This is a genomic window from Methanobrevibacter sp. DSM 116169, assembly GCF_046197865.1.
GTDB lineage: Archaea > Methanobacteriota > Methanobacteria > Methanobacteriales > Methanobacteriaceae > JAHKLT01.
On the sequence record NZ_CP166990.1, the window covers coordinates 885,967 to 907,461 of the forward strand.

The window sequence follows — 21,495 nt, forward strand, 5'->3', positions numbered from 1 at the left end:
AACACCTAAATCATATAAACTTCATCAAATCCAATAAATTCTTCATCTCTACTCCATCCTAATGCAACATTTGGAATATCTTGATGTTTATTATTTTTTGTATATCCTTCTAATGCTTTATTTACACCTATTAATAATAAAACATCTTCGGCTCTTGAGAAGGCTACAAAATATAATCTAGTCAAATCATCAAAAGATTTATCTTCATTTGTTCTTTTAGATTTACCTAATGATGAAAAACTTCTAATTCTATCTTCAAATGTTTCATTATCTTTTTTAGATTTTGGAAATCTTTCAAATCTAGTTTTATGTTCATTTTTATCAAATTTAGATCCAACATCTACCACAACAAGAGGAAATTCTAATCCTTTAGATTGATGAATAGACATAATATTTATTCTATCTTCTGGTAATGTTTCAAGAAGATTTTCATCTATTTCAACACCACCCATAGCTATAGGAATAAATATATTCCATAATGCTTCTTCAATAGACTCTTTTTCATTTTTATCAAAATGAATATTAGCTGAATATTTATTAAAAAATCCTGTTTGAGTTATAGTTTTTGTAATAGCTTCAAGATATACAATTCCTTCAACATCATCTTGTAAAACTTCTATCCATGTAATTAATTTATAAGCAAGTTCCATTAAACTAGCAGTTTCAGGCCATGCCTCATGACCAATAGCTTGTCTAATTTGCCAATGTTTAACAAAATCTTCTAAAGAAATAGGTTGATGTGGTTCTGGAGAGCTTTTGATAAACTCTCTTGCAGCTACTCTCCATTTATTTAAATTTCTTTTAGCTATTCCTGGAATTTTTTTAATTTCTTTTTGACGGCTTCCTTCAGGATCAATACATTCTAAAATCAAACCACAAAATACACATACATATTCAATTTCTTCTAAGACTTGTCCTCTCGGATTAAATACACTTAATGGATCTTTTCCTTTCTCAAGTTGTCTTCTTAAAAAATAAGTAAATGTACGATTTCCTTTGTTAACTTCTTTTGGAGAATATGTTAATATTGATATGTCTGCTGGTGAACCTTTCTCATCATCAAGTTTTAAAGTAATATCTTCTTCATTTATTTCTTGTGAATATGTTAATGTTTTTTGAGTATTAACCACTTTATTCACTTTTAAAGTAACTTCTTTATTATTAACTAATTTTTTAATTAGTCTTGATAATTCTATTGAAAGCATTTCAGGATTTTGTCTAAATAATCCTAAAACAGGAATTGTTTTACCTTTAGAATCAGATGCAATAATTTTTGGCTTTTCTTTTACTCTAGCTACTTGATATTTTGTATCTAACTCAACAAAATGATTACAATGATTAATAATATTTTCACTAGATCTGTAATTTGTACTTAAATTGATTTCTCTAATATTAATTCCTAAAGAATCTTTAGCTCTTTTTTTAAAATCAGTAAATAAATCAACTGTTGCTCCTCTAAATCTATATAATGATTGATCATCATCACCTACAACAGTTATTGAGCCATTATTTTTTAATGCTGATTTAGCTATTGTAAAGTAGATGTTTTCTTGAATGAGATTAGTATCTTGATATTCATCAATAAGTAGCACTTTAATTTCGTCTAAAAAAATATCAAGCTTGTTATTATTAAGTCTTTTAAGGAATTCTTCTTCTAGCATTGGAAAATCAATTATATTTCTACTTTTTAAATCTTCAATATAATCTTGAATTGCATCTAAAGCTACTCTTTCTCCTTTTGATACAGAATTTTTATATAATTCATCAAAATCGATTTGATCAAAATATATTCTATCTTTTAATTTTAAAATATCTTCACTCATTTTTGATGGATTTGAAACTTTTGTTTGTCCTTTATAATGACCTAAATATTCTTGAAGATCATTATTTAAATATCGATTATCTTTAAATAATCCAGAATGAATCATAGCTGAATTTGCAACAAAATTTTCTATTACTATTGGTAAATTTGTTCCAGGATCTCTATGAACTCTCAGTAATTCTTCTGCAACACCATCTATTGTACCGATATTTAATTGATTAAAGTCGATTCTGCTGATTTTTTCTAATGCATCTATATCATTACTATTTTTTTTAATTAGATATTCTTTTATCTTATCTCCCCAACTTAAAACTCGAGAATATAATTCATTTGCAGCTTTTTTAGTAAATGTAGTTGATAATATTTCAGTGGGATTAATTTCATCTACAAAAATAAATTTTAAAATCTTTAAAACCATAACAGTTGTTTTACCTGAACCAGGTCCTGCTACAATAAATAATGATTCATTTGAATTTGAAAAAATAGCTTCTTTTTGATTTTTATTTGATGAAATATCTCGTTCTAATATTTCTACTATAATTTTTTCAAATTCTTCATTACTTATCATTTTAAACACACAATTTGATTTTAAATTAATTATAAATAATATATTTTATATTAAATATATATTTTTAGGTAAAAGAGCAATTTTTAAGTATTTTTTACTTTTTTTATTACATATTAAAATTAATTTATTTTTTTTTATTGATATGAAAAGATGTATATATCATTAAATTTATATTTTCATTTAATTAGTTAAAGGGAGGTGAATTTAGTGAATTTTAATAATAAAATTGTTGTATTACTTTTCACAATATTTATTTTAAGTATTTGCATATCATCTATTAATGCTAATGATATTGATGAATCATCTAATATTATATCGATTGATAATTCAATATCAATTCAAAATACTATTAATGAAGCTAATGATAATGATATTATTTTATTAAATCCTGGAAAATATAATGAATGGGGAATTAATGTAAATAAGAATTTAACATTTATTGGAAATTCTTCAACAAACAATGTAGTTGTTGATGGAAATCAAAAAAATACAATGTTTTTTGTTAAAGAAGAAACTACTGTAACTTTTATAAACATTACTTTTATTAATGGTAAAACATATGATTTTGGAGGTGCAATAAGTAGTATAAATGCAAATGTCTATGTAGATAATTGTATTTTTATTAATAATACTGCTGTTTATCATAATGGTGGAGCAATTGATACTTCTGGAACTTCCCATGGATTAACTCATACTCCAGGATATTTATTTGTAAATAATTCATTGTTCATAGGTAATTATGCAGGACATGATGGTGGAGCAATAACAACATTATATGGTACATCAGAAATTTATAATTCTGTTTTCATCAATAATTATGCTATTCGTGATGGTGGAGCTATTAGGGGAGGAATTTATACAAGAACTAATATTTTCAATTGTACTTTTATTGATAATTATGCTCAAGAATGGGGTGGAGCAGTATATGTTTGGACTAGTGATGGATATATAATTAATTCTACATTTATTAATAATAGTGCAGGATTTTATGGTGGAGCTTTTGCTCATTCTGGTAGATTTACAGTTAAAGGATCTACAATTATTAATAATACTGCTGGAATATCTGGTGGTGCAGTTTTTGTTACTCAAATGACTTCTAAAATTGTTTCATATACAATCTTTAATGATAATATTATAATTGATAATTCAGCTCCAACTGGAGATGTCATTTATATTGATAAAACTTCTGCAAGAATATTTGACTTTGAAAATAATGATTGGGGAGAAGAGGATCCTGATTGGAACAGTCTTTTTAATACTAGTGATTTTATGAAAAATCCTAGTAATTGGATTATAAAAAAAGATTTGATAAATGAAGATGTTGATAATAATAAAGAAGAAATTTCACAAGAAACAGATTATATATTTGACTTAAATAATAATGCTTCTTCTATTTTTAATAACTTATTAAATAATTATTCTTCCATGAGTGCTACAGGTGTTTTATCAAAATATTCTACAAATAGCTCTGATTATTTTTCTATAGATAATTCAATTGATAAAAATGATGAAAATAAAGATTGGCTTAAAGTAGAAACAGTTGAAAAAGATGCTTTAAATAATAATATAAAAATTTTAATTGTTATAGCATTATTTATTATCATATTAGTTGTTGGATATAAAAAATTCTAAAATTAATTTTTCTTTTCTTTTTTATTTTTAATTTAGTACTTATTTATTATATTGTAACGTAATATTAATTTATAATGTTAATTTTATTATAATATATTGATATAAGGAAGATATATTTAAATGACTAATTCAAAAATTGATAAATTTAAAAATGATATTAGGTTTAAAGATAAAATAGCTTATGTAAAGACTATTCCATCTAAAAAAGCTAAATATAAAAAAATTAATAATTTAAATGAAAAATTATTAGAATATTTATCAAAACATGAAATCAAATTATATTCTCATCAAACTGACACATGTGATGAGGTTAAAGATGGAAATAATGTTATTTTAACTACTCCAACAGCTTCTGGTAAAACTTTAGCTTTTAATTTACCAATTTTTGATACTTTAATGGATGATGAAGATGCTTGTGCATTATATATTTATCCTGCAAAAGCTTTATCTTATGATCAATTAGATGTTTTAAAAAAATTAGAAGATGAATTAGATTTAAATGTTAATCCAGAATCATATGATGGAGATACAGATAAATCTAGAAGATATGAAATTCGTCAAAAATCAAGAATTATTTTAACTAACCCTTATCAACTACATCATATTTTAGGATGGCATCATCAATGGAAAAGATTTTATTCAAATTTAAAATACATTGTAATTGATGAAGCTCATTATTATAAGGGAATATTTGGTTCTAATGTTAGTTTTCTAATTCGAAGACTTAAAAGAATAGCTAATTTTTATGGATCTAATCCTCAATTTATTTTATCTTCTGCAACTTTAGCTAATCCCTTAGAATTAGCTAATAAATTAACTGATGAGGAATTTACTTTAATTGACGAAGATACATCTCCTAGTGGTGAGAAGGACTTTATTTTATATAATCCTTTTAAAAATTATAGGAGAACTAAGGTTAATAGTGCTAATGCTCCATCAATTCATCAAGAAACTGAGCAAATTTTCCTATATTTAATCTTAAAAGATATTCAAACATTATGCTTTACAGTATCTCGTAAAATTGCAGAACTTATTGCAATGTGGGCAAAAAGAGATATGAAACAAATAAAAGGTAAATTAGCTCATAGAATTACTGCTTATAGGGCAGGTTATTTGGCTAAAGAACGCCGTGAAATTGAAGAAGGTTTGAAAACTCGTAAACTTTTAGGAGTTACATGTACTAATGCATTAGAACTTGGAATAAATATTGGTTCTTTAGATGCAGTTATAATTTCAGGTTATCCTGGTACAATGATTTCTACATGGCAACAAGGTGGTCGTGCAGGTCGTGGAATGCAGAAATCATTAGTAATTTTAATAGCTTTTGAAAATCAACTAGATCAATATTTCATGAATAATCCTGATTTTTTCTTTGATAAACCTCATGAAAATGCAATTATTGATACAAATAATAGTATTATTAAAAAAGCCCATATTTTATGTGCTGCAAATGAATTACCTTTAACTAGTGAAGATGCTTTTAAATATTTTAAAGCAGATGAAAGTTTGTTAGATAATTTAATGAAATCTAAAGATTTAGCAAAAAATCTTAAAAATCAATATCTTTATCCTTATGATGATAATCCTTCATTTACTCATTCTCTAGATCAGCTATCAAGTGATTTTTTCAAAATTATGAATAATAATCAGCTACTTGAGACGATGGAAAGAGGTCAAATGTATAGGGAAGCTCATGAAGGTGCAGTTTTAATTAATAAAGGTGAAACTTTTATTGTAAATAATGTAAATTTAGCAAAAGGATTTGTAAATGTTTCAAAACAAGCCGTAGATTATCATACAACTGTTTTAAAAGATGTTGATATTAAAATACTTGAGAAGATAAACAAAAAGAAAATTGGAAATTTATCAATACATTTTGGTGCTTTAGAAGTATCAGAAGATTATTATAAATATAAAAAGATTCAATTTTCAAAAACCATTGGTACATTTTTCCTAGATTTACCTCCTTTAAAATTTGAAACAAAAGGAATTTGGTTTACAATTCCAGAAGATGTTAAAAAATATCTTGAAAAAGAATATGATGAAGATGATATATTTGCAGGAGGTTTACATGGAGTTGAACATGCAATTATAGGTCTTTTCCCATTACATGTAATGTGTGATAGATTTGATATTGGAGGATTATCTATTAACTATCATCAAGATACTCAAGAAGCTACAATTTTCATATATGATGCATATGAAGAAGGAATAGGAATAAGTGAAAAAGCTATTGATGTCTTCTCAGATATTTTAAAATCAACTAAACATTTACTTGAAAATTGTAATTGTAAATATGGATGTCCATCATGTATTTATTCACCTAAATGCGGAAATGATAACAAACCATTAAATAAAAAAGCTACAGAATATATTTTAAATTATATGTGTGAAGAAGTTTCTAAAAAGACTGAAAAAATTGATAAAGAACCTAAAAATATTTCACAAAATACTATTATAGAAGATCCAGATGAAATGTATGATGAAGCTTTAGAGCTATTTAATGCAAAAGATTATCTTAATGCAAAAGATATTTTAGTAGAAATAATAGCTATTGATAAAAGGTATATTAATGCATGGACATTACTTGCAAGTATTTTAAATTATCAAGATGATATTAATGGAGCTATGAATTTTATAAAAAAAGCATTATCAATAGATTCATCTAATGAAGAAGCTAATGAATTATATATTGAATTGAAAAATAAGATTTAGGTAATATTTTATTAAACATTGAAAAATTTCATTTATATGTAAGTTTATTGTAATAAAAATAAATTATAGTGACATTATTAAATAATTGATAATAAAGTCACAACTTTAAATCTAAAAAAAAATATTTTTGATAAATAAAATATTTGAAGAAATTCACCCTAAAAAATTTCAATTAATAGTTTCTCTTTATTAATATATAAAATTTCTTATTTTTTCAATTCAAGGTTTAATAGCTGTTTATTTTATATTTGAATATTTATGCCGAATAAAAAAATTGTATTGTAATTGAAAAATTAAATTAACTAAATTGTTCTAAATTGCTATTAAAAATTTTTTATTCAAATAAATATATTATTAAGTACTATTTTAGTTAATTTTAAATACTTTTTTCACTAATATTTTATTAAGATAAATAATTTAAAATTTTTATTTTTTAATAGGAGATAAATAATGCACGAATTATCTATGGCTCAAGGAATAATCAATTCTGTTATTGAAACAGCTAATGAAAATGATGCAACTGAAGTTAATGAAGTTGTTATTGAAATAGGAAAACTTGCTTTAATAAATCCAGAGCAATTATCTTTTATGTTAGATGTTTTAAAAGAAAATACTATAGTTGAAAATGCTGAATTTAAAATTGATGAAATTCCTGTGGAAATAGAATGTGGAGAATGTAATTTCAAAGGAAATGCGAATACCGATGAATTAGATCATTATGCTCCTATTGTGGAATGTCCAAAATGTGAAAATAAAAGAGTCTCTATTTTAAATGGAAAAGACTGTATTGTTAAAAACATTATTATTGAAAAACCTGATTAAATTATAGGGGATATACATGCATAAAGTAGCAGATATTGAAGTTCAACATAATATTATGAAAGCTAATAAAAAATTAGCAGATAAAAACAAAGAAATTTTAGAAAATAATGGAATTTTTACTATTGACATGGTTGGAGCTATTGGATCTGGTAAAACTTCTTTAATTGAAAAATTTATTGATGAAACAGATTTAGATATCGGTGTAATAGCTGGAGATATCATTAGTAAATTTGATGCTGGAAGAATTAAATCTCATGGAGTTCCTGTTGTAGGTTTAAATACAGGTCGTGAATGTCATTTAGATGCTCATTTAGTTGAACATGCTATTGGAGATTTACCTTTAGATGATATTGAATTATTAATTATTGAAAATGTTGGTAATTTAATTTGTCCAGTAGATTTCGATTTAGGTTCTAATATGAGGATTGTGGTTGTTAGTGTTACAGAAGGTGATGATACAGTTGAAAAACACCCAATGATATTTGAATCTGCAGATTTAGTAGTTATTAACAAAATAGATATAGCTGATGCAGTTGGTGCTGATGCTGATAAGATGGTAAGTGATGCTAAAAAAATTAATCCTGATGTTAAAGTCATTAAAACTAGTTTAAAAAATGATGAAGGTTTTGAAGAAGTCATCTCTGCAATTAATGAATTTAAAAATAATCAATAGGTGTCTACTTGAAAATTTGGATAGATATATCAAATGCTCCTCATGTTAGGTTTTTTAAAGATATTATTAAACATTTAGAAGATCAAGGAGAGGATTTAATAATCACTGCACGTGATTTTGGAGATATTCATAAATTACTAAATTTATATAATATAGATTTTATTTCTTTAGGTAAACATGGAGTATCTCTGCATGATAAACTTAAAGAAAATACTAATCGTTTAAATGATTTAGTTGATGTAATCTATCCTGAGAAGGTTGATGTAGCTGTTTCAAAGCATTCTATTGAATTACCTAGAATAGCTTTTGGTTTAGGAATTCCAAGTTTATATGTTTTAGATAATGAACATGCACTTGCAGCTAATAAATTAACTCTTCCACTTTGTGATACAATAATCTCACCAAAAATTATTGATATGTGGAAATTAATGGAATTTGGAGCAGATCCTAATAAAATTTTATCTTATAATGGAACTTCAGAGTTATTACATTTTAAAAGCTTTGAATATAATGAAAATATTTTTGATGATTTAAATTTAGATTTAAAATTAACAAAAACTATTCTTATGAGACCAGAACCTTCTCTTGCTTCTTATTTAGATGCAGATTGTAAAAAATCTGTTTTACTTCCTATTGTAGAAGTTTTAAAAGAATATGCAAATATTTTAATTTTACCTAGATTTAAAGAACAAGCTAAAATATTTGAAGGAATAGAAAATACTACAATTATAAACCCTCCTGTTGATACTTCTAGTCTTATTAAAAAATGTGATTTAGTTATTGGTGCTGGAGGAACAATGAATAGGGAAGCAGCTATTTTACAAACTCCTGTTATTTCTTGTTATCCTGGAGCCACTTTATCAGTTGATCAATTTTATATTGACCAAGGTTTGATGTATAGATCTAATGATCTTAGTGAAATAATTCAAACAGCTTTGAACTTTATTATTCATCCTAATAAAAGAAAAGAACTAGTAACTGATGACTTGTTCCAAATAATAATTGATAATATCTATAGTTTATATGATAATTCAAAAAAATGAACTTTGTTCGATTGGGGCTGGTAGCTCAGATGGTAGATCGTCGCCTTGGCATGGCGGAGGCCCCGGGTTCAAATCCCGGTCAGTCCATTATACAAAACTTTAAAATTAATAAATTAAAAATATATTTATAATAAAAATTATTAAGTGATAAAAAAATGATGTTAATAGCTCAAAATCATCTGCAATTAATTCTTGAAATAGGATTAATGTTATTAGGTACAATGATTTTTACACTAAACATGATACCTATGTCTTTAAGTGTTGTAACTTTCCTTTCCCTATTTTTATCTGGAGGATTTGCACTTTTATTTGTAGGGGATTTAGTAATGCTTGTTTTATCCTTTGGTCAAAATGAATTTACTCACCCATTTGGTCCAATTGCTGTTTTAGCTATAGTTACTGCAATAGCTTCGCTGAAAGTGATGGAAGATTCGGGAGTTAATGTTGCAGGACTTAAAAAAATCATATTTTTGATTTTGATTTTAATTACAATAGCTGGAGGATTAATGCATAGATCATTTTTACTTTTATGGTTACTTGGTCTATTAATTGGTTACTTTATTATTTCTAAATCATTTAGACAAAAATCTATTTTATCTGCAAGAAAACTTTTAATGTTTGTAGCTGCTGGTGGTGTGGCCTTTGCATTTTTAGAAATTCTCGCTATGATTACTGGAATGAATATTTTCAGCCCACTTTTAAGGATTTCAAGAATTGAAGAAAACTCATTAACTAGTATTAAAATGGTTTTAAATAATATTCAGCTAATCGGTCATGATGGTGCTGCTTCTTTCTGGGGTACTGAAGGAACTGCATTTGCTGAAGGTTATATTTCACTTCCAATGCAATTAATATTATTCTTTGGATTACCTTTCCCATTATTTTTCGGAGTACTTGTTAATCAAAAAGATACTGTAGATTATATGCTTCCAGGTATTATGGGTTATGGATTTGATTTTGGTTATTTAGGATTAGTTGGATTAATGTTATTTGTCCTTTTAGTCATTGTTGTTGGATTTAAAATCCTTAAAATCTATAGGACTCAAAGAGAAAAAAATAATAAAAAATTCTTAGGTAAAGAGGTTTTACTTATTGGTTCTTTATCAGCATTTATTTCACAAGCTTTAATTGGTTTATTTATTTTTAATAGAACAATTAATGGTATGGCACTTTTAACATTTATTGTGCTGGCTTGTTTAATCCTTGCACATATAGTCACTTTAAAAAAGAGGTAATTACATGAAAAAAGCTTTAATTTTATTAGGATGTCCAGAATCTCCTTCTCAAACTCCTTTAGCTATTTATGCTACAAATAAATTATCATCATTAGGATATGATGTTACTATAACTGCAAATCCTGCAGCATCTAAACTTATAAAAATCTCTGATCCTGAAAATAAATATGTTCAGAATATGCTTGATTTAGATAGATGTTTAGATTCTCTAGAAGAAAAAGAATATGATTTACTATTAGGTTTTGTTCATAAAGATGCAGCTGCTTCTTTTTTTGTAACTTTTTATCAAATATTACAAACAAAGTCAATAGCTTTAGTATTTGAAAAAGATGAAAAATTAGTTGAAGAATATGCTGAAATGGTAAAAGAGTCAACTGATGCTGAAATTATTGCTGTTAAAGCTTTCCATAATCCAAATCCTGTTAAGGTTCAACTTGATAAGGTTTTAAATAATTTATAATTTGGTGATTATATGTCATTTTGTTTAGAAACATATTTACAACAATCAGATGATTATGAGATTTTATTAAATCAAGCAGGTTTTAAAGATTGTGCTATGCTTATTAGATATAAAGCTGATGAAGTTATTAATGTTAAACCTGGAGATGTAGTTTTAGGGGTTAGAATTATTGGTATTCCTCCAATTCCTATTGGCATTTTAAAACATGAAAGTAAAGTTTTAATACCTTACACTAAACCATGTCATGGTACATCAGTAGTAGAATTACCTATTGGTGAAGATGAAATCAATAATATTAGAAAATTAGCTATTTAACTATTTAACTATTTAACTATTTTTAAGGAATTTTAATGTATTTTGATTTAAATATTAAAGGAAGCAATCTTAATAATGATTTAACTCTTTTAAAGAAAGCATCTATTTTAGGATGGGATTATATTGGATTAACTTATAATCCTAATAATTATGATGGAGCTATAAATTATTTAAAAGATTCTAATTATGATAATTTTGATTTAAGATGTGAAATTCAGGGAAACACTAATCAAATACAAAAAAATATTCAAAAATTTAGAAATAAATCTAATTTTATTTCTGTTTTTGGTGGGGATTTAAAAGTTAATAGATTTGCTTGTGAAAATATTAAAGTAGATATATTATCTAGGCCTTATTTTAAAAGAAGAGATTGTGGGATTAATCATGTTTTAGCCAAAGCTGCTCGAGATAACGATGTTGCTATTGAATTATGTTTTAAAGATATATTAAATAGCTATTTATCATATAGATCTAAAAATATCTCATATTTTAAAGATATAATAGCATTACATAGAAAATATGATTTTTCATTAATTTTATCAAGTGGTTTAAATTCTATTTATGATATTAGAAATCCAAAAGACATTTTTATTTTTTATAATGAATTAGGTTTAACTAATGATGAAATATCTAATGCTATTGAAATAAACCCTAAAAAAATATTAGATTTTAATAAAAATAGAGATAATTTAATATTAAAAGGTGTTAAAAAGATAGAGGGTTTTAATGATGAAACTTAAAATATTGCCTCCTACTTTGAGAAAAAATAAAAGATATATAGCTATTGATGTCATATCAGAAAGTCCATTAACAAAAGATGATTTAGTTATAGCTATTTGGGATGCTTGTATAAGATTTAAAGGAGAATTAGAAACAAGTAATTTTAATTTATGGCTTATGAGGTTTTATGATATTAATGATAGTGAAGATTATTATCATTATAAAGCAGTTATTAAGTGTCAAAGAGGATTTGAAAATCAAATAAGAGCATCATTATGTGTTTTAACAAAATATAAAAATAATTCTATTGCTATTAATTCCTTAGGTTTATCTGGAACTATTTCATCAGCTATTTCTAAGTTTATTGAAAATTGATTTTTCTTAAATAGAAAATTATTTAATGTTATTTTAATAAATTTTAATTTATAATTTGAGGTTTTAAATGTATACATCAGTTGTCGGAAGTTTTCCATTTGAGATAAAATCACCAGAACATGCTAAAGATAAGTTTTTAAATATCATTGGTAAATATGATCCTTATAAATTAGCTATTAAAGATATTGTTATATCACAACTCAATGCAGGCATAGATATTGTATCTGATGGTCAAGTAAGAGATGATATGGTTGCAACTTTTACCAAAAACATTCCAGGTTTTATTTATGAGCAAAATTCATCAGTAATTGTATCAAAAATTAAACCTGCACCATACGAGATAACAACTAATGATATTAAATTTGCTAAAAATGTTTTAAATAATCATATTAATGAAAATGATGATAAAGGTATTAAAGGAATTATTACTGGTCCTTCAACTCTAGTTTATTCTTCTAGAATAGAATCTTTTTATAAAAATAAAGATGATGCTATTATTGATCTTGCAAAAAGTTTACGCTTAGAAATTGAAGCTATTGATAAATTAGGAGTTAAATATATTCAAATTGATGAACCATTTTTATCAACAGGAATGGTTAATTTAGCTACTGCTTCTAAAGCTATTAAAATTTTATCTAGTGGTATTAAAACTCCAATAGCTATTCATGTTTGTGGAAATTTAACTGAAATATTTGAAAAACTTATTAATTTTAAAGTGGATATTATTGACTGTGAATTTGCAGGTAATGATTATAACTTAAAGTTACTAGAAGATAATGGTAAAAATTTAAAAAATAAAACTATTGGATTTGGTTGTTTAGATACTACTTTAAATAAAGTAGATGATTATGATAAAGTTAAATCTTTAGTTAAAAAAGCTATTGATGTAGTAGGTCCTGATAATTTAATTTTGGATCCTGATTGTGGCCTTCGTAAAATGGATAAAGATATAGCTATTAAAAAATTAGAATTATTAAGTAATATTAAAAAGGAATTTAATTAAGGTGTTTTAAATGGTTCATGAAATTGAAGGTAATGAGATTGCTGATTGTTGGGAAAAAATTGTAAAAGAAATCATGAATGAAGGTCATTTGGTAAATGATGAGAGAGGATCTTTAACAAAAGAACTTTTAAATGTTGTAACATGTATTAATGATCCATTTGGTATCAAAGATGGAGATTTCTTTGGTATGAGCAAATCTTTAGAAAAACTTGATAATATTAGAATTCCTGATGATTATTTCTGGGAAGGGGATAAACTAAAAGTTTATTCTGAGCAATTTATTAGTGATGATAAACAAGGTTTTGTATATACTTATGGTAATCGATTAAGAGCTCATTTTGATAGAATAGATCAAATAGGTAAATCAATTGAACGACTTAAAACTTGTAGGGAATCTAGAAGAGCTATTTCTCTTACCTGGGATCCTACTATTGATGCAGATAGTGATGAAGTTCCTTGCATGATTTTAGTTGATTTTAAAATTAGAGATGATACATTATATACTACAGCTTTATGGAGATCTCATGATATTTATGGTGCATGGTTTCCAAATGCAGTAGGTCTTGCTTATTTATCTAAATATGTTTCAAGTGAAATAGGAGATGTTTCATTAGGTCCAATTACAATTCACTCTATTAGTGCCCATGTTTATGAAGTGAATTTTGATGAAGCAGAAAAAGTAAAAAACAAATAAATTTTTTAAAATTACTTTTTGTTACTTAAAAATAGAAAAGTATATAAACATAATTGGAGATATTATTATATGGAGATTATGGAATAAAGAGTAAATTATTTTAAAATTTTTTATTTTAAAGTAAAAAACCAATTCACGGAGAGTTGGATTATTTTTATAATTTATAAATAAAAAGAATACTTATTGAATTTTAATAAATAATAGTGAGGTATTAACTATGCAACCTTTACAAAACGCTGGATATGATAGGGCTATTACTGTCTTTAGCCCAGATGGAAGACTTTTTCAAGTAGAATATGCTAGAGAAGCTGTAAAAAGAGGAACTACATCATTAGGTGTCAAATCTGATGAGGGAATTGTTTTAGTAGTTGATAAAAGAACTAGTTCTAAACTAGTTGAAACTAAATCAATTGAAAAAATATTCCAAATTGATGATCATATTGGAGCAGCTACTTCTGGACTTGTTGCAGATGCAAGGTCCTTAATTGAAAGAGCTAGAATTGAATCTCAAGTTTACAAAATTACTTATAATGAACCAATTAGAGTAGATAATCTTGCTAAAAAGATTTGTGATATGAAACAATTATATACTCAAAATGGTGGAGTAAGACCATTTGGATCTGCTTTAATTATTGGTGGAATTTTCGAAGGAGAATCCAAGTTATTTGAAACAGACCCTAGTGGAGCTTTAATCGAATATAAAGCAACAGCTATTGGATCTGGTAGAAGCGATGCTATGGATGTATTTGAAGATAAATATGAAGAAGGTATGTCTTTAGATGCTGCTATTGATTTAGCACTTGATGCTGTGTATGAAGCTACTGAAGGAAAAACAAGTGCTGAAAGTGTCGAAATAGCTGTTATTGAAAAAGATACTGAAAAATACAGAAAATTATCTCAAGAAGAAGTTTCCTCTTACATTGATCAATTAGTTGAAAAAAAATCTAATGATGAAGAAGAAACTGAAAGTGAAGAATAGTTAAATAGAGGGTTTTCAATGGTTAATATAGATGATGCTATAATTGCAAAATATGAATCATTTGGTGAACATTTTGAAATATTAGTTGATCCAGATTTAGCTGCTGAATTTAGAAATCCAGATGGCAATGATGTGGCTATTGAAGACCTTTTAGCTATTGAAGAAATTTTTAAAGACTCTAAAAAGGGTGACAAAGCTTCTGATGAAGCTATGGAAAAAATATTTGAAACCACAGATCCTATTGAAGTTTCTAAACAAATTTTAGAAAAGGGAACAGTGCAGTTAACTGCAGACCAAAAAAGGAAAATGCAAGAGGATAAGAAAAAACTTATTATTAATAAAATTGCTAAAGAAGCAATCAATCCTCAAAATGGACTTCCTCATCCAGTTCAAAGAATTGAAAATGCAATTGATGAAACTAAGATGAAAGTTGATCCATTTATTTCCGTTGATGAGCAAGTAAAAACTGCTTTGAAATTTATTAAACCATTAATTCCTATTCGTATTGAAAGGGTTAAAATAGCTGTTCGTCTTCCAGGATCCGCTGCAGGAAATGCTTATAATGCTATTAAACCATTTGGTGAAATTTTAAATGAAGAATGGCAACAAGATGGTTCATGGATAGGTGTCGTTGAAATAGCTGGTGGTATGCAAAATGAATTTGCCTCAAAAATGGCAGAGATTTCTGGTGGAGACGCTGAGACAAAACCTATTAAATAATTTTTTGGTGATTTAATGATTTATGTGGACAATAAAGATTTTGTTATACCTGGACAGGTATTAGCTGATGATGATTTTTATTCTGATAGAGGCACATTTAAAGAAAGTGGAAAAATTTGTTCTTCTTTAATTGGTCTTGTATCTTTAAGAAATAAAAAAATTAGAGTTATTCCTCTTAAAAGTAAATATGTTCCTAAAAAAGGAGAAGTAGTTATTGGAAAGATTACAGATGTCAAGTTTTCAATGTGGGAAGTTGATATTAATTCACCATATTCTGCATTTTTACCTGCATTCGAAGTGTTTAAAAGAGAGAAAAAAGATTTAGACAAAGTCTTCACTGTTGGAGATGTTTTATTTTTAAAAGTTATCGATGTTGATGAAGTTAAAAAAGTCAAGCTGGGATTAAAAGGAAGAGGAATGGGTAAATTTAAAGGAGGAATAATTGTTAATATTACTCCAACTAAAGTTCCTAGATTAATTGGTAAAAAAGGTTCCATGATTAACATGATTAAAGATAAGACCAAATGTAATATTGTCGTTGGACAAAATGGTCTTGTTTGGGTTAAAGGTGATGAAGAAATGGAACAAATTACAAAAAATATTATCCATTTAATTGAGGCTGAAGCTCATACATCTGGTTTGACTGATAGAATCAATAAAAAATTATCTAATATTATAGATGATGAAGATGATGATGAATATGACTATGATTTTTTTGATGATGAATCTGGTGAATTAGAAAAACCTAAACTTCAAAATTTTAAAGAAGAATTAGAATTTGAAGAAGAAGAAATTTCTAATGATGAAAAATCTAAGGATAAGGAGAATTCTTTTTTATTTTAAATTTATTTTTATAGCTTAGGAGTTATTATAATGACTGATGGTGTAAGAGGAGATGGCCGTAAAGCAGATGAGTTACGTCCTATTAAAATTGAAGTTGGAGTACTAGAGCGAGCTGATGGTTCAGCTTATTTAGAAGTTGGAGGAAATAAAATCTTAGCTGGTGTTTATGGTCCTCGTGAATCATATATTAGACGTTTATTGGAACCTAATACTGGTGTTATAAGATGCAGATATAATATGGCTCCTTTTTCTGTAGGTGATAGAAAAAGACCAGGACCTGATAGAAGATCTTCTGAGATTTCAAAAATTACTGCTGATGCTTTAAGACCTGCTTTAATGTTAGAAAATTATCCTAGATCTATGGTTGATATTTCTATTGAAATTATAGAAGCAGAAGGTGGAACTCGTTGTGCAGGAATTACAGCTGCTTCTGTTGCATTAGCAGATGCAGGTATTCCAATGAAAGATATTGTTGTTGGTTGTGCAGCTGGTAAAGTTGATGGAGAAATAGTTTTAGATTTATCTGAAGATGAAGATAAAGAAGGTGAAGCAGATTTACCTGTAGCTATTATGCCAAGAACTGGAGAAATAACTTTACTTCAAAGTGATGGAAATTTAACTGAAGAAGAATTTGCAAAAGCTTTAGATTTAGCTATTGAAGGATGTATGCAAGTTAGTGAAGTTCAAAAAGAAGCTTTAAAAGCTAAATATACTGCTGATATGGGATGATTATATGAAAATTGTACCTGTAATTACAAAAAACAATATAAAAAACCTTGTTGATAATAATCAAAGAGAAGATGGAAGAACTATTGATCAATATAGGGATATAACTATTGAAACTGATCTTATTTCTAAAGCTGAAGGTTCTGCTAAAGTTAAACTTGGTGGTACTAAAGTTATAGCTGGTATTAAATCTCAAATTGGAGAACCATTCCCAGATACACCAAATCTTGGTGTTTTAATGACAAATTGTGAGATGCTTCCAATAGCTGATCCAGAATTTGAACCTGGCCCTCCTAATGAATTTTCTATAGAACTTGCTCGTGTTGTAGATAGAGGCATTAGAGAAAGTGGAATGATAGATTTAGAAAAGCTTTGTATTGAGGAAGGTAAATATGTTAGAATGATTTTCATTGATTTACATATATTAGATAATTGTGGAAATCTTTTTGATGCATGTGAACTTGCTGTTATGGCTGCTTTAAGTTCTGCTAAATTACCTAAGGCTACACTAGTTGATGGTGAAGTTCAACTTGATAAAGAAGACACTATAGATTTACCTTTAAAAGATAAAGTAGCTATGTGTACTTTTGTTAAAATTGGATCTGAAATGGTTATTGATCCTACATTAATAGAAGAACAAGTTGCTGGAGCTCGTTTAAACATTGGTATTTCTGAGGAAGGAATAGTTTGTGCTATGCAAAAAGGCGGAGCTGAACCTTTAACTAAAAGTGATGTTTTAAATTGTGTAAATATAGCTATTTCTAAAAGTAAAGATCTTTTAAGCTTTATTTAAACTTTTTAATATTTTCTATATTTTTTTTAAATTATTTTATTTATTCTACTCATTTTTTTATTAATATTATTTTTCACATTTACACAAAAATGAATAAATTCATTCTCGCACTTCCAAAAACTAAATAAACTATTAAATATAATTATTTTATTAAAGGTGCGATTATATGACATCAGAAATATTAATAATGACTCCAAGTGCAATAGCATTAGCAGCAGATAGTACAGTAACAATAGGTGGATTGAAAACATATCAAGGTGTTAATAAATTATTCATGTTATCTAATAATCCTCCAATGGGCATAATGATATATAACACAGCAGATTTTTTTGGAATTCCTTTAGAAACTATTATAAATGATTTTTCTAAATCAATGAAATCTGATAATAACATAACAATAGAAAAAATTAGTTTAAAATTTAAAAATCATCTAAAAAAAACTATTAAAGAACAAAAAATACAAAGATCAGTTTCTTCTAAAAAACAATTGAAATTATTTGTTAATAATTTAAAACAATATATTAAAGAAAATGGGAAAGAACAGTTTTTAAAAACAATTATTAGCACAGATTTTGATGATAATGTTGAAAATTTTCTTAAAGAAAATAATGATTTATTTTCTATTGAAGAAAGTGGCTTTAAAGATTATGAAAATATTTTTAATGAATTATTAGATTTAGTTAATAAAAAAAAATGAATTTTATTTTTTAGATAAATTAAAAAAATTATTTATTAAATCTCTAATTTTTGAAGGCACAGGTATTGTTATTGCAGGTTTTGAAAACAAAAATGTATTTCCAATATCTGCTGATTTTAAAATAATATATTTGTTTGATGATAAATTTGATTTCATTGATATTGAAATTAACGAGATAAGTTATTCTCTTGATGAATCTAATTCTGTTATTATTAAATCATTTGCTCAAGATGATGTTATAAAAACATTTCTAACGAGTATTGATGAAGGGACAGAATTAGAAATTATTAGTTATATAGATGATATGATTAGTAGTTATTTGGATAATTTAGAATTATTGATTAATAAAAATAATAAAATTAATGGGAAAGCAGAACAACAAGTTTTTATTGAAATTGATAAAATGAGAATGAATAATCGTTTATTAATTGGAAATTTCAGAAAATCAATAATTAATATTAAACAAGAAAATCTAAATCCTATAATATCATCTATAAAATCATTACCAATTGAAGAACTAAGTAATCTATGTGAATCATTAATTCATATTACTTCTTTAAAAAGAAAAATAGATAATACTATTGAAAGTGTTGGGGGAGATGTTGATGTTGCAATAATAACAAAAAGTTATGGATTTATTTGGACAAAAAGAAAACATTATTTTGATTTAAAGCTAAATTATCATTTTTTTAAAGAAAATCAAAAGATTTAAATTAAAAAGAGTTTATAAATATTTAATAATATAATTATGGTGTTAATATGGATTCTGCAGAACTCTTATTAAATTATAAGAAAAAACCTATTTCAACTATTTTAGAAGACGAAACTCCACAAGACAGAGGAAGAAGAAAATCTAAAGAATCAATGAATAAATTTCTAAAAAAAATTCTTAAATCTTAGATAAATAATTTAAATAACTTTAAATCATTTCAATATCTTTTTTACTATTAAAATTTTTTATATCTTTTTTTAATATATTTTTATTGTCTATTTTTATAAATTCACAATCTATTTCTTTAATTAAGCTTTTAACATCTAATTTATTTTCATTTATTAATTTTTCTATTTGCTTATAGTTTGATTTTGAATAAACAGAATGCAATGGTTCACTTGTTTTAATTTTATCTTTTGGATCATGATATAATATTAATGCATCTTTATTAAGGTCTTTAACACTATCATAAATATAATTTAAAAACTGTTCAGAAATTTTAGGACTATCACAAGGTAAAATAAGAGAATAATCACTTATAGAATTTTTAAGTCCTGTCATTATTCCAGATAACGGTCCTTTATCTTTAATTTCATCTTCTACAAATTTTATTGAAAAAGAATAAATTTGTTGATTAATTATTTCTTGATATTTTTCAATTCTTAAACTATTATTTAAAACAATAATTACTTCATCAATATTATGATTTAATGTATCAAGTATATGAATAATCATGGGTTTATCATAAATAATCATAGATCCTTTATCTTCACCCATTCTTCTACTCATTCCTCCACATAATAATATACAGGAACGAAAATTATTAGACATTTTATCTCTTTTTAGCACTAATAATTCCAATAGGATTTTCACTAATCATCATCACACCACGATCAAGTACTCTTCCATTAGAAATATTAACTTCAACAATTTTTGGATTATATCCTAAGTTTTTAAGATAATCTATTGCTTCAAGTTTAGTATCAAGTAATATAGCTGTAATAAATATTCTACCATTGGAATTTAACTTACTATCTACTTTTTTTAATATTTCATCTAGTTGATTTCCACTTCCACCAACAATAGCTATATCTATATTTTCTATATTATTAAGACCAGTTAATCCATCGTTTTCGATTAATTCAACATTTTTAATATTAAATTTTTCAAGATTTTTTTTAGTTAATTTAATAGCTTCAGGATTTTTATCAATACTGATTACTTTTTTAGCTTTCTTTGCAAATTCTACTGTAATGCCACCAGTTCCACATCCAATATCGACAACTATATCATTAGATGAAACCATAGATTTATAAAGTAATATTGCCCTTATATTTTCTTTACTTGGTCCTGGAACTTCACAAGATGTGATGAAATCATTATCTTCTATCATTTTTCTCCCCATCTTTTAAATAAATTATTATCAATATGTAATGAATCTAATATTTTTCCAACTATAAAATTTACTTGTTCATCTACTGATTTTGGATTTTGATAAAATCCTGGCATTGCAGGAAGTATTATCCCACCTTCTCTTGAAATTTTTAACATATTTTCTATGTGTCCACTTCTAAGAGGTGTTTCTCTTGGAACTAGTATAATTTTTCGTCTTTCTTTTAAAGCTACATCTGCTACGCGTGTTATTGTATTTGATCCATATGAATTAGCTATTGAAGATAATGTTTTCATAGAACATGGTACTATTACAAGAGCTTCAAATTTAAAAGAACCACTGTTTATTGAAGCTGCTAAATCATCAAATTCATAATAATTATCAGCTAAATTTATAACATCTTCTATAGGCATTGATAATTCGTTTTTCATTACAGTTTTAGCTGCATCGCTTATTACTAAACTATTTTTAATATTCAAATCATTTAATACTTCAAGTAGTTTAACTCCATAAATGACTCCACTAGCTCCGGTTATTGCAACAACAATCATTTTA

At 25.9% G+C, this 21,495-nt stretch carries 24 protein-coding genes and 1 tRNA gene; 21 read left to right on the forward strand and 4 right to left on the reverse strand.

What is annotated here, in order from left to right; translation table 11 throughout:
* Window positions 1-5 precede the first annotated feature (5 nt).
* A complete protein-coding gene (locus tag ACA134_RS04515) occupies window positions 6-2,390 on the reverse strand; it encodes a UvrD-helicase domain-containing protein (protein ID WP_409200991.1) in 2,385 nt (794 codons plus the stop codon).
* 207 nt (window positions 2,391-2,597) lie between these two features.
* On the opposite strand from ACA134_RS04515, the gene ACA134_RS04520 reads away from it, so the two are divergent.
* From ACA134_RS04520 to ACA134_RS04620, 21 genes are all read left to right on the forward strand, one after another.
* Window positions 2,598-4,022: a hypothetical protein gene (locus tag ACA134_RS04520; RefSeq protein ID WP_409200992.1), complete on the forward strand. Its 1,425-nt coding sequence runs from the start codon at window positions 2,598-2,600 to the stop codon at window positions 4,020-4,022.
* Window positions 4,023-4,142: 120 nt separating this feature from the next.
* Window positions 4,143-6,737 carry a DEAD/DEAH box helicase gene (locus ACA134_RS04525; RefSeq protein ID WP_409200993.1) on the forward strand — a complete coding sequence of 865 codons (2,595 nt, stop codon included), beginning with the start codon at window positions 4,143-4,145 and terminating at the stop codon, window positions 6,735-6,737.
* A 450-nt stretch (window positions 6,738-7,187) separates the two neighbouring features.
* A complete protein-coding gene (hypA, locus tag ACA134_RS04530) occupies window positions 7,188-7,559 on the forward strand; it encodes a hydrogenase maturation nickel metallochaperone HypA (protein ID WP_409200994.1) in 372 nt (123 codons plus the stop codon).
* 16 nt (window positions 7,560-7,575) lie between these two features.
* Window positions 7,576-8,232 (forward strand): hydrogenase nickel incorporation protein HypB, encoded by a 657-nt coding sequence (gene hypB, locus ACA134_RS04535; protein WP_409200995.1) that lies wholly within the window; start codon window positions 7,576-7,578, stop codon window positions 8,230-8,232.
* An 8-nt stretch (window positions 8,233-8,240) separates the two neighbouring features.
* Window positions 8,241-9,275 carry a DUF354 domain-containing protein gene (locus ACA134_RS04540; RefSeq protein ID WP_409200996.1) on the forward strand — a complete coding sequence of 345 codons (1,035 nt, stop codon included), beginning with the start codon at window positions 8,241-8,243 and terminating at the stop codon, window positions 9,273-9,275.
* A 14-nt stretch (window positions 9,276-9,289) separates the two neighbouring features.
* A tRNA-Ala gene (locus ACA134_RS04545) sits at window positions 9,290-9,362 on the forward strand.
* 68 nt (window positions 9,363-9,430) lie between these two features.
* Window positions 9,431-10,510 (forward strand): hypothetical protein, encoded by a 1,080-nt coding sequence (locus tag ACA134_RS04550; RefSeq protein WP_409200997.1) that lies wholly within the window; start codon window positions 9,431-9,433, stop codon window positions 10,508-10,510.
* A 4-nt stretch (window positions 10,511-10,514) separates the two neighbouring features.
* The gene (locus ACA134_RS04555; protein ID WP_409200998.1) at window positions 10,515-10,970 is read left to right on the forward strand and encodes a DUF1890 family protein; all 456 of its coding nucleotides are present in this window, start codon (window positions 10,515-10,517) and stop codon (window positions 10,968-10,970) included.
* 12 nt (window positions 10,971-10,982) lie between these two features.
* Entirely contained in the window at window positions 10,983-11,285 is a 303-nt protein-coding gene (locus tag ACA134_RS04560) for a DUF1894 domain-containing protein (protein ID WP_409200999.1), read from the forward strand.
* A 35-nt stretch (window positions 11,286-11,320) separates the two neighbouring features.
* Entirely contained in the window at window positions 11,321-12,025 is a 705-nt protein-coding gene (gene rnp3, locus ACA134_RS04565) for a ribonuclease P protein component 3 (RefSeq protein ID WP_409201000.1), read from the forward strand.
* Entirely contained in the window at window positions 12,015-12,380 is a 366-nt protein-coding gene (locus tag ACA134_RS04570; protein WP_409201067.1) for an Rpp14/Pop5 family protein, read from the forward strand. Before rnp3 ends, ACA134_RS04570 begins: the two co-directional genes overlap by 11 nt.
* 67 nt (window positions 12,381-12,447) lie before the next feature.
* Entirely contained in the window at window positions 12,448-13,383 is a 936-nt protein-coding gene (locus ACA134_RS04575; protein WP_409201001.1) for a methionine synthase, read from the forward strand.
* Between the two features lie 10 nt (window positions 13,384-13,393).
* Window positions 13,394-14,077 (forward strand): thymidylate synthase, encoded by a 684-nt coding sequence (locus ACA134_RS04580; RefSeq protein ID WP_409201002.1) that lies wholly within the window; start codon window positions 13,394-13,396, stop codon window positions 14,075-14,077.
* A 217-nt stretch (window positions 14,078-14,294) separates the two neighbouring features.
* On the forward strand, window positions 14,295-15,056 hold the full coding sequence (gene psmA / locus ACA134_RS04585; RefSeq protein WP_409201003.1) for an archaeal proteasome endopeptidase complex subunit alpha: 762 nt from the start codon (window positions 14,295-14,297) through the stop codon (window positions 15,054-15,056).
* Window positions 15,057-15,074: 18 nt separating this feature from the next.
* Window positions 15,075-15,776: a ribosome assembly factor SBDS gene (locus tag ACA134_RS04590; protein ID WP_409201004.1), complete on the forward strand. Its 702-nt coding sequence runs from the start codon at window positions 15,075-15,077 to the stop codon at window positions 15,774-15,776.
* Window positions 15,777-15,791: 15 nt separating this feature from the next.
* Window positions 15,792-16,619: an exosome complex RNA-binding protein Rrp4 gene (gene rrp4, locus ACA134_RS04595; protein ID WP_409201005.1), complete on the forward strand. Its 828-nt coding sequence runs from the start codon at window positions 15,792-15,794 to the stop codon at window positions 16,617-16,619.
* 30 nt (window positions 16,620-16,649) lie between these two features.
* Entirely contained in the window at window positions 16,650-17,348 is a 699-nt protein-coding gene (gene rrp41, locus ACA134_RS04600; protein WP_409201006.1) for an exosome complex exonuclease Rrp41, read from the forward strand.
* Between the two features lie 4 nt (window positions 17,349-17,352).
* On the forward strand, window positions 17,353-18,138 hold the full coding sequence (gene rrp42 / locus ACA134_RS04605) for an exosome complex protein Rrp42 (protein WP_409201007.1): 786 nt from the start codon (window positions 17,353-17,355) through the stop codon (window positions 18,136-18,138).
* A gap of 166 nt (window positions 18,139-18,304) precedes the next feature.
* Complete coding sequence (locus ACA134_RS04610) at window positions 18,305-18,835, forward strand: hypothetical protein (protein WP_409201008.1); 531 nt, start codon at window positions 18,305-18,307, stop codon at window positions 18,833-18,835.
* Window positions 18,836-18,965: 130 nt separating this feature from the next.
* The gene (locus tag ACA134_RS04615) at window positions 18,966-19,547 is read left to right on the forward strand and encodes a hypothetical protein (protein ID WP_409201009.1); all 582 of its coding nucleotides are present in this window, start codon (window positions 18,966-18,968) and stop codon (window positions 19,545-19,547) included.
* A 47-nt stretch (window positions 19,548-19,594) separates the two neighbouring features.
* A complete protein-coding gene (locus ACA134_RS04620; RefSeq protein ID WP_409201010.1) occupies window positions 19,595-19,735 on the forward strand; it encodes a hypothetical protein in 141 nt (46 codons plus the stop codon).
* A gap of 19 nt (window positions 19,736-19,754) precedes the next feature.
* On the opposite strand, the gene ACA134_RS04625 is transcribed toward ACA134_RS04620, so the two are convergent.
* Genes ACA134_RS04625 through ACA134_RS04635 form a run of 3 tightly spaced genes read right to left on the reverse strand, consistent with a single transcriptional unit; the run spans window position 19,755 to window position 21,491 of the window.
* Window positions 19,755-20,378: a molybdenum cofactor guanylyltransferase gene (locus ACA134_RS04625; RefSeq protein WP_409201011.1), complete on the reverse strand. Its 624-nt coding sequence runs from the start codon at window positions 20,376-20,378 to the stop codon at window positions 19,755-19,757.
* A 1-nt stretch (window position 20,379) separates the two neighbouring features.
* Window positions 20,380-20,940, reverse strand: coding sequence for a precorrin-6Y C5,15-methyltransferase (decarboxylating) subunit CbiT (gene cbiT, locus ACA134_RS04630; RefSeq protein ID WP_409201012.1), 561 nt, complete (start codon window positions 20,938-20,940; stop codon window positions 20,380-20,382).
* Window positions 20,937-21,491, reverse strand: a complete 555-nt coding sequence (locus tag ACA134_RS04635) for a UbiX family flavin prenyltransferase (protein WP_409201013.1) — start codon at window positions 21,489-21,491, stop codon at window positions 20,937-20,939. Before ACA134_RS04635 ends, cbiT begins: the two co-directional genes overlap by 4 nt.
* Window positions 21,492-21,495: the final 4 nt, after the last annotated feature.

Bases quoted from the DNA above. Each gene is read 5' to 3' on its own strand.
- ACA134_RS04515 (WP_409200991.1), bottom strand. From the start codon at position 2,390: ATGATAAGTAATGAAGAATTTGAAAAAATTATAGTAGAAATATTAGAA.
- ACA134_RS04525 (WP_409200993.1), top strand. From the start codon at position 4,143: ATGACTAATTCAAAAATTGATAAATTTAAAAATGATATTAGGTTTAAA.
- hypA (WP_409200994.1), top strand. From the start codon at position 7,188: ATGCACGAATTATCTATGGCTCAAGGAATAATCAATTCTGTTATTGAA.
- hypB (WP_409200995.1), top strand. From the start codon at position 7,576: ATGCATAAAGTAGCAGATATTGAAGTTCAACATAATATTATGAAAGCT.
- ACA134_RS04550 (WP_409200997.1), top strand. From the start codon at position 9,431: ATGATGTTAATAGCTCAAAATCATCTGCAATTAATTCTTGAAATAGGA.
- ACA134_RS04555 (WP_409200998.1), top strand. From the start codon at position 10,515: ATGAAAAAAGCTTTAATTTTATTAGGATGTCCAGAATCTCCTTCTCAA.
- ACA134_RS04560 (WP_409200999.1), top strand. From the start codon at position 10,983: ATGTCATTTTGTTTAGAAACATATTTACAACAATCAGATGATTATGAG.
- rnp3 (WP_409201000.1), top strand. From the start codon at position 11,321: ATGTATTTTGATTTAAATATTAAAGGAAGCAATCTTAATAATGATTTA.
- ACA134_RS04570 (WP_409201067.1), top strand. From the start codon at position 12,015: ATGAAACTTAAAATATTGCCTCCTACTTTGAGAAAAAATAAAAGATAT.
- ACA134_RS04575 (WP_409201001.1), top strand. From the start codon at position 12,448: ATGTATACATCAGTTGTCGGAAGTTTTCCATTTGAGATAAAATCACCA.
- ACA134_RS04580 (WP_409201002.1), top strand. From the start codon at position 13,394: ATGGTTCATGAAATTGAAGGTAATGAGATTGCTGATTGTTGGGAAAAA.
- psmA (WP_409201003.1), top strand. From the start codon at position 14,295: ATGCAACCTTTACAAAACGCTGGATATGATAGGGCTATTACTGTCTTT.
- ACA134_RS04590 (WP_409201004.1), top strand. From the start codon at position 15,075: ATGGTTAATATAGATGATGCTATAATTGCAAAATATGAATCATTTGGT.
- rrp4 (WP_409201005.1), top strand. From the start codon at position 15,792: ATGATTTATGTGGACAATAAAGATTTTGTTATACCTGGACAGGTATTA.
- rrp41 (WP_409201006.1), top strand. From the start codon at position 16,650: ATGACTGATGGTGTAAGAGGAGATGGCCGTAAAGCAGATGAGTTACGT.
- rrp42 (WP_409201007.1), top strand. From the start codon at position 17,353: ATGAAAATTGTACCTGTAATTACAAAAAACAATATAAAAAACCTTGTT.
- ACA134_RS04610 (WP_409201008.1), top strand. From the start codon at position 18,305: ATGACATCAGAAATATTAATAATGACTCCAAGTGCAATAGCATTAGCA.
- ACA134_RS04620 (WP_409201010.1), top strand. From the start codon at position 19,595: ATGGATTCTGCAGAACTCTTATTAAATTATAAGAAAAAACCTATTTCA.
- ACA134_RS04625 (WP_409201011.1), bottom strand. From the start codon at position 20,378: ATGTCTAATAATTTTCGTTCCTGTATATTATTATGTGGAGGAATGAGT.
- cbiT (WP_409201012.1), bottom strand. From the start codon at position 20,940: ATGATAGAAGATAATGATTTCATCACATCTTGTGAAGTTCCAGGACCA.
- ACA134_RS04635 (WP_409201013.1), bottom strand. From the start codon at position 21,491: ATGATTGTTGTTGCAATAACCGGAGCTAGTGGAGTCATTTATGGAGTT.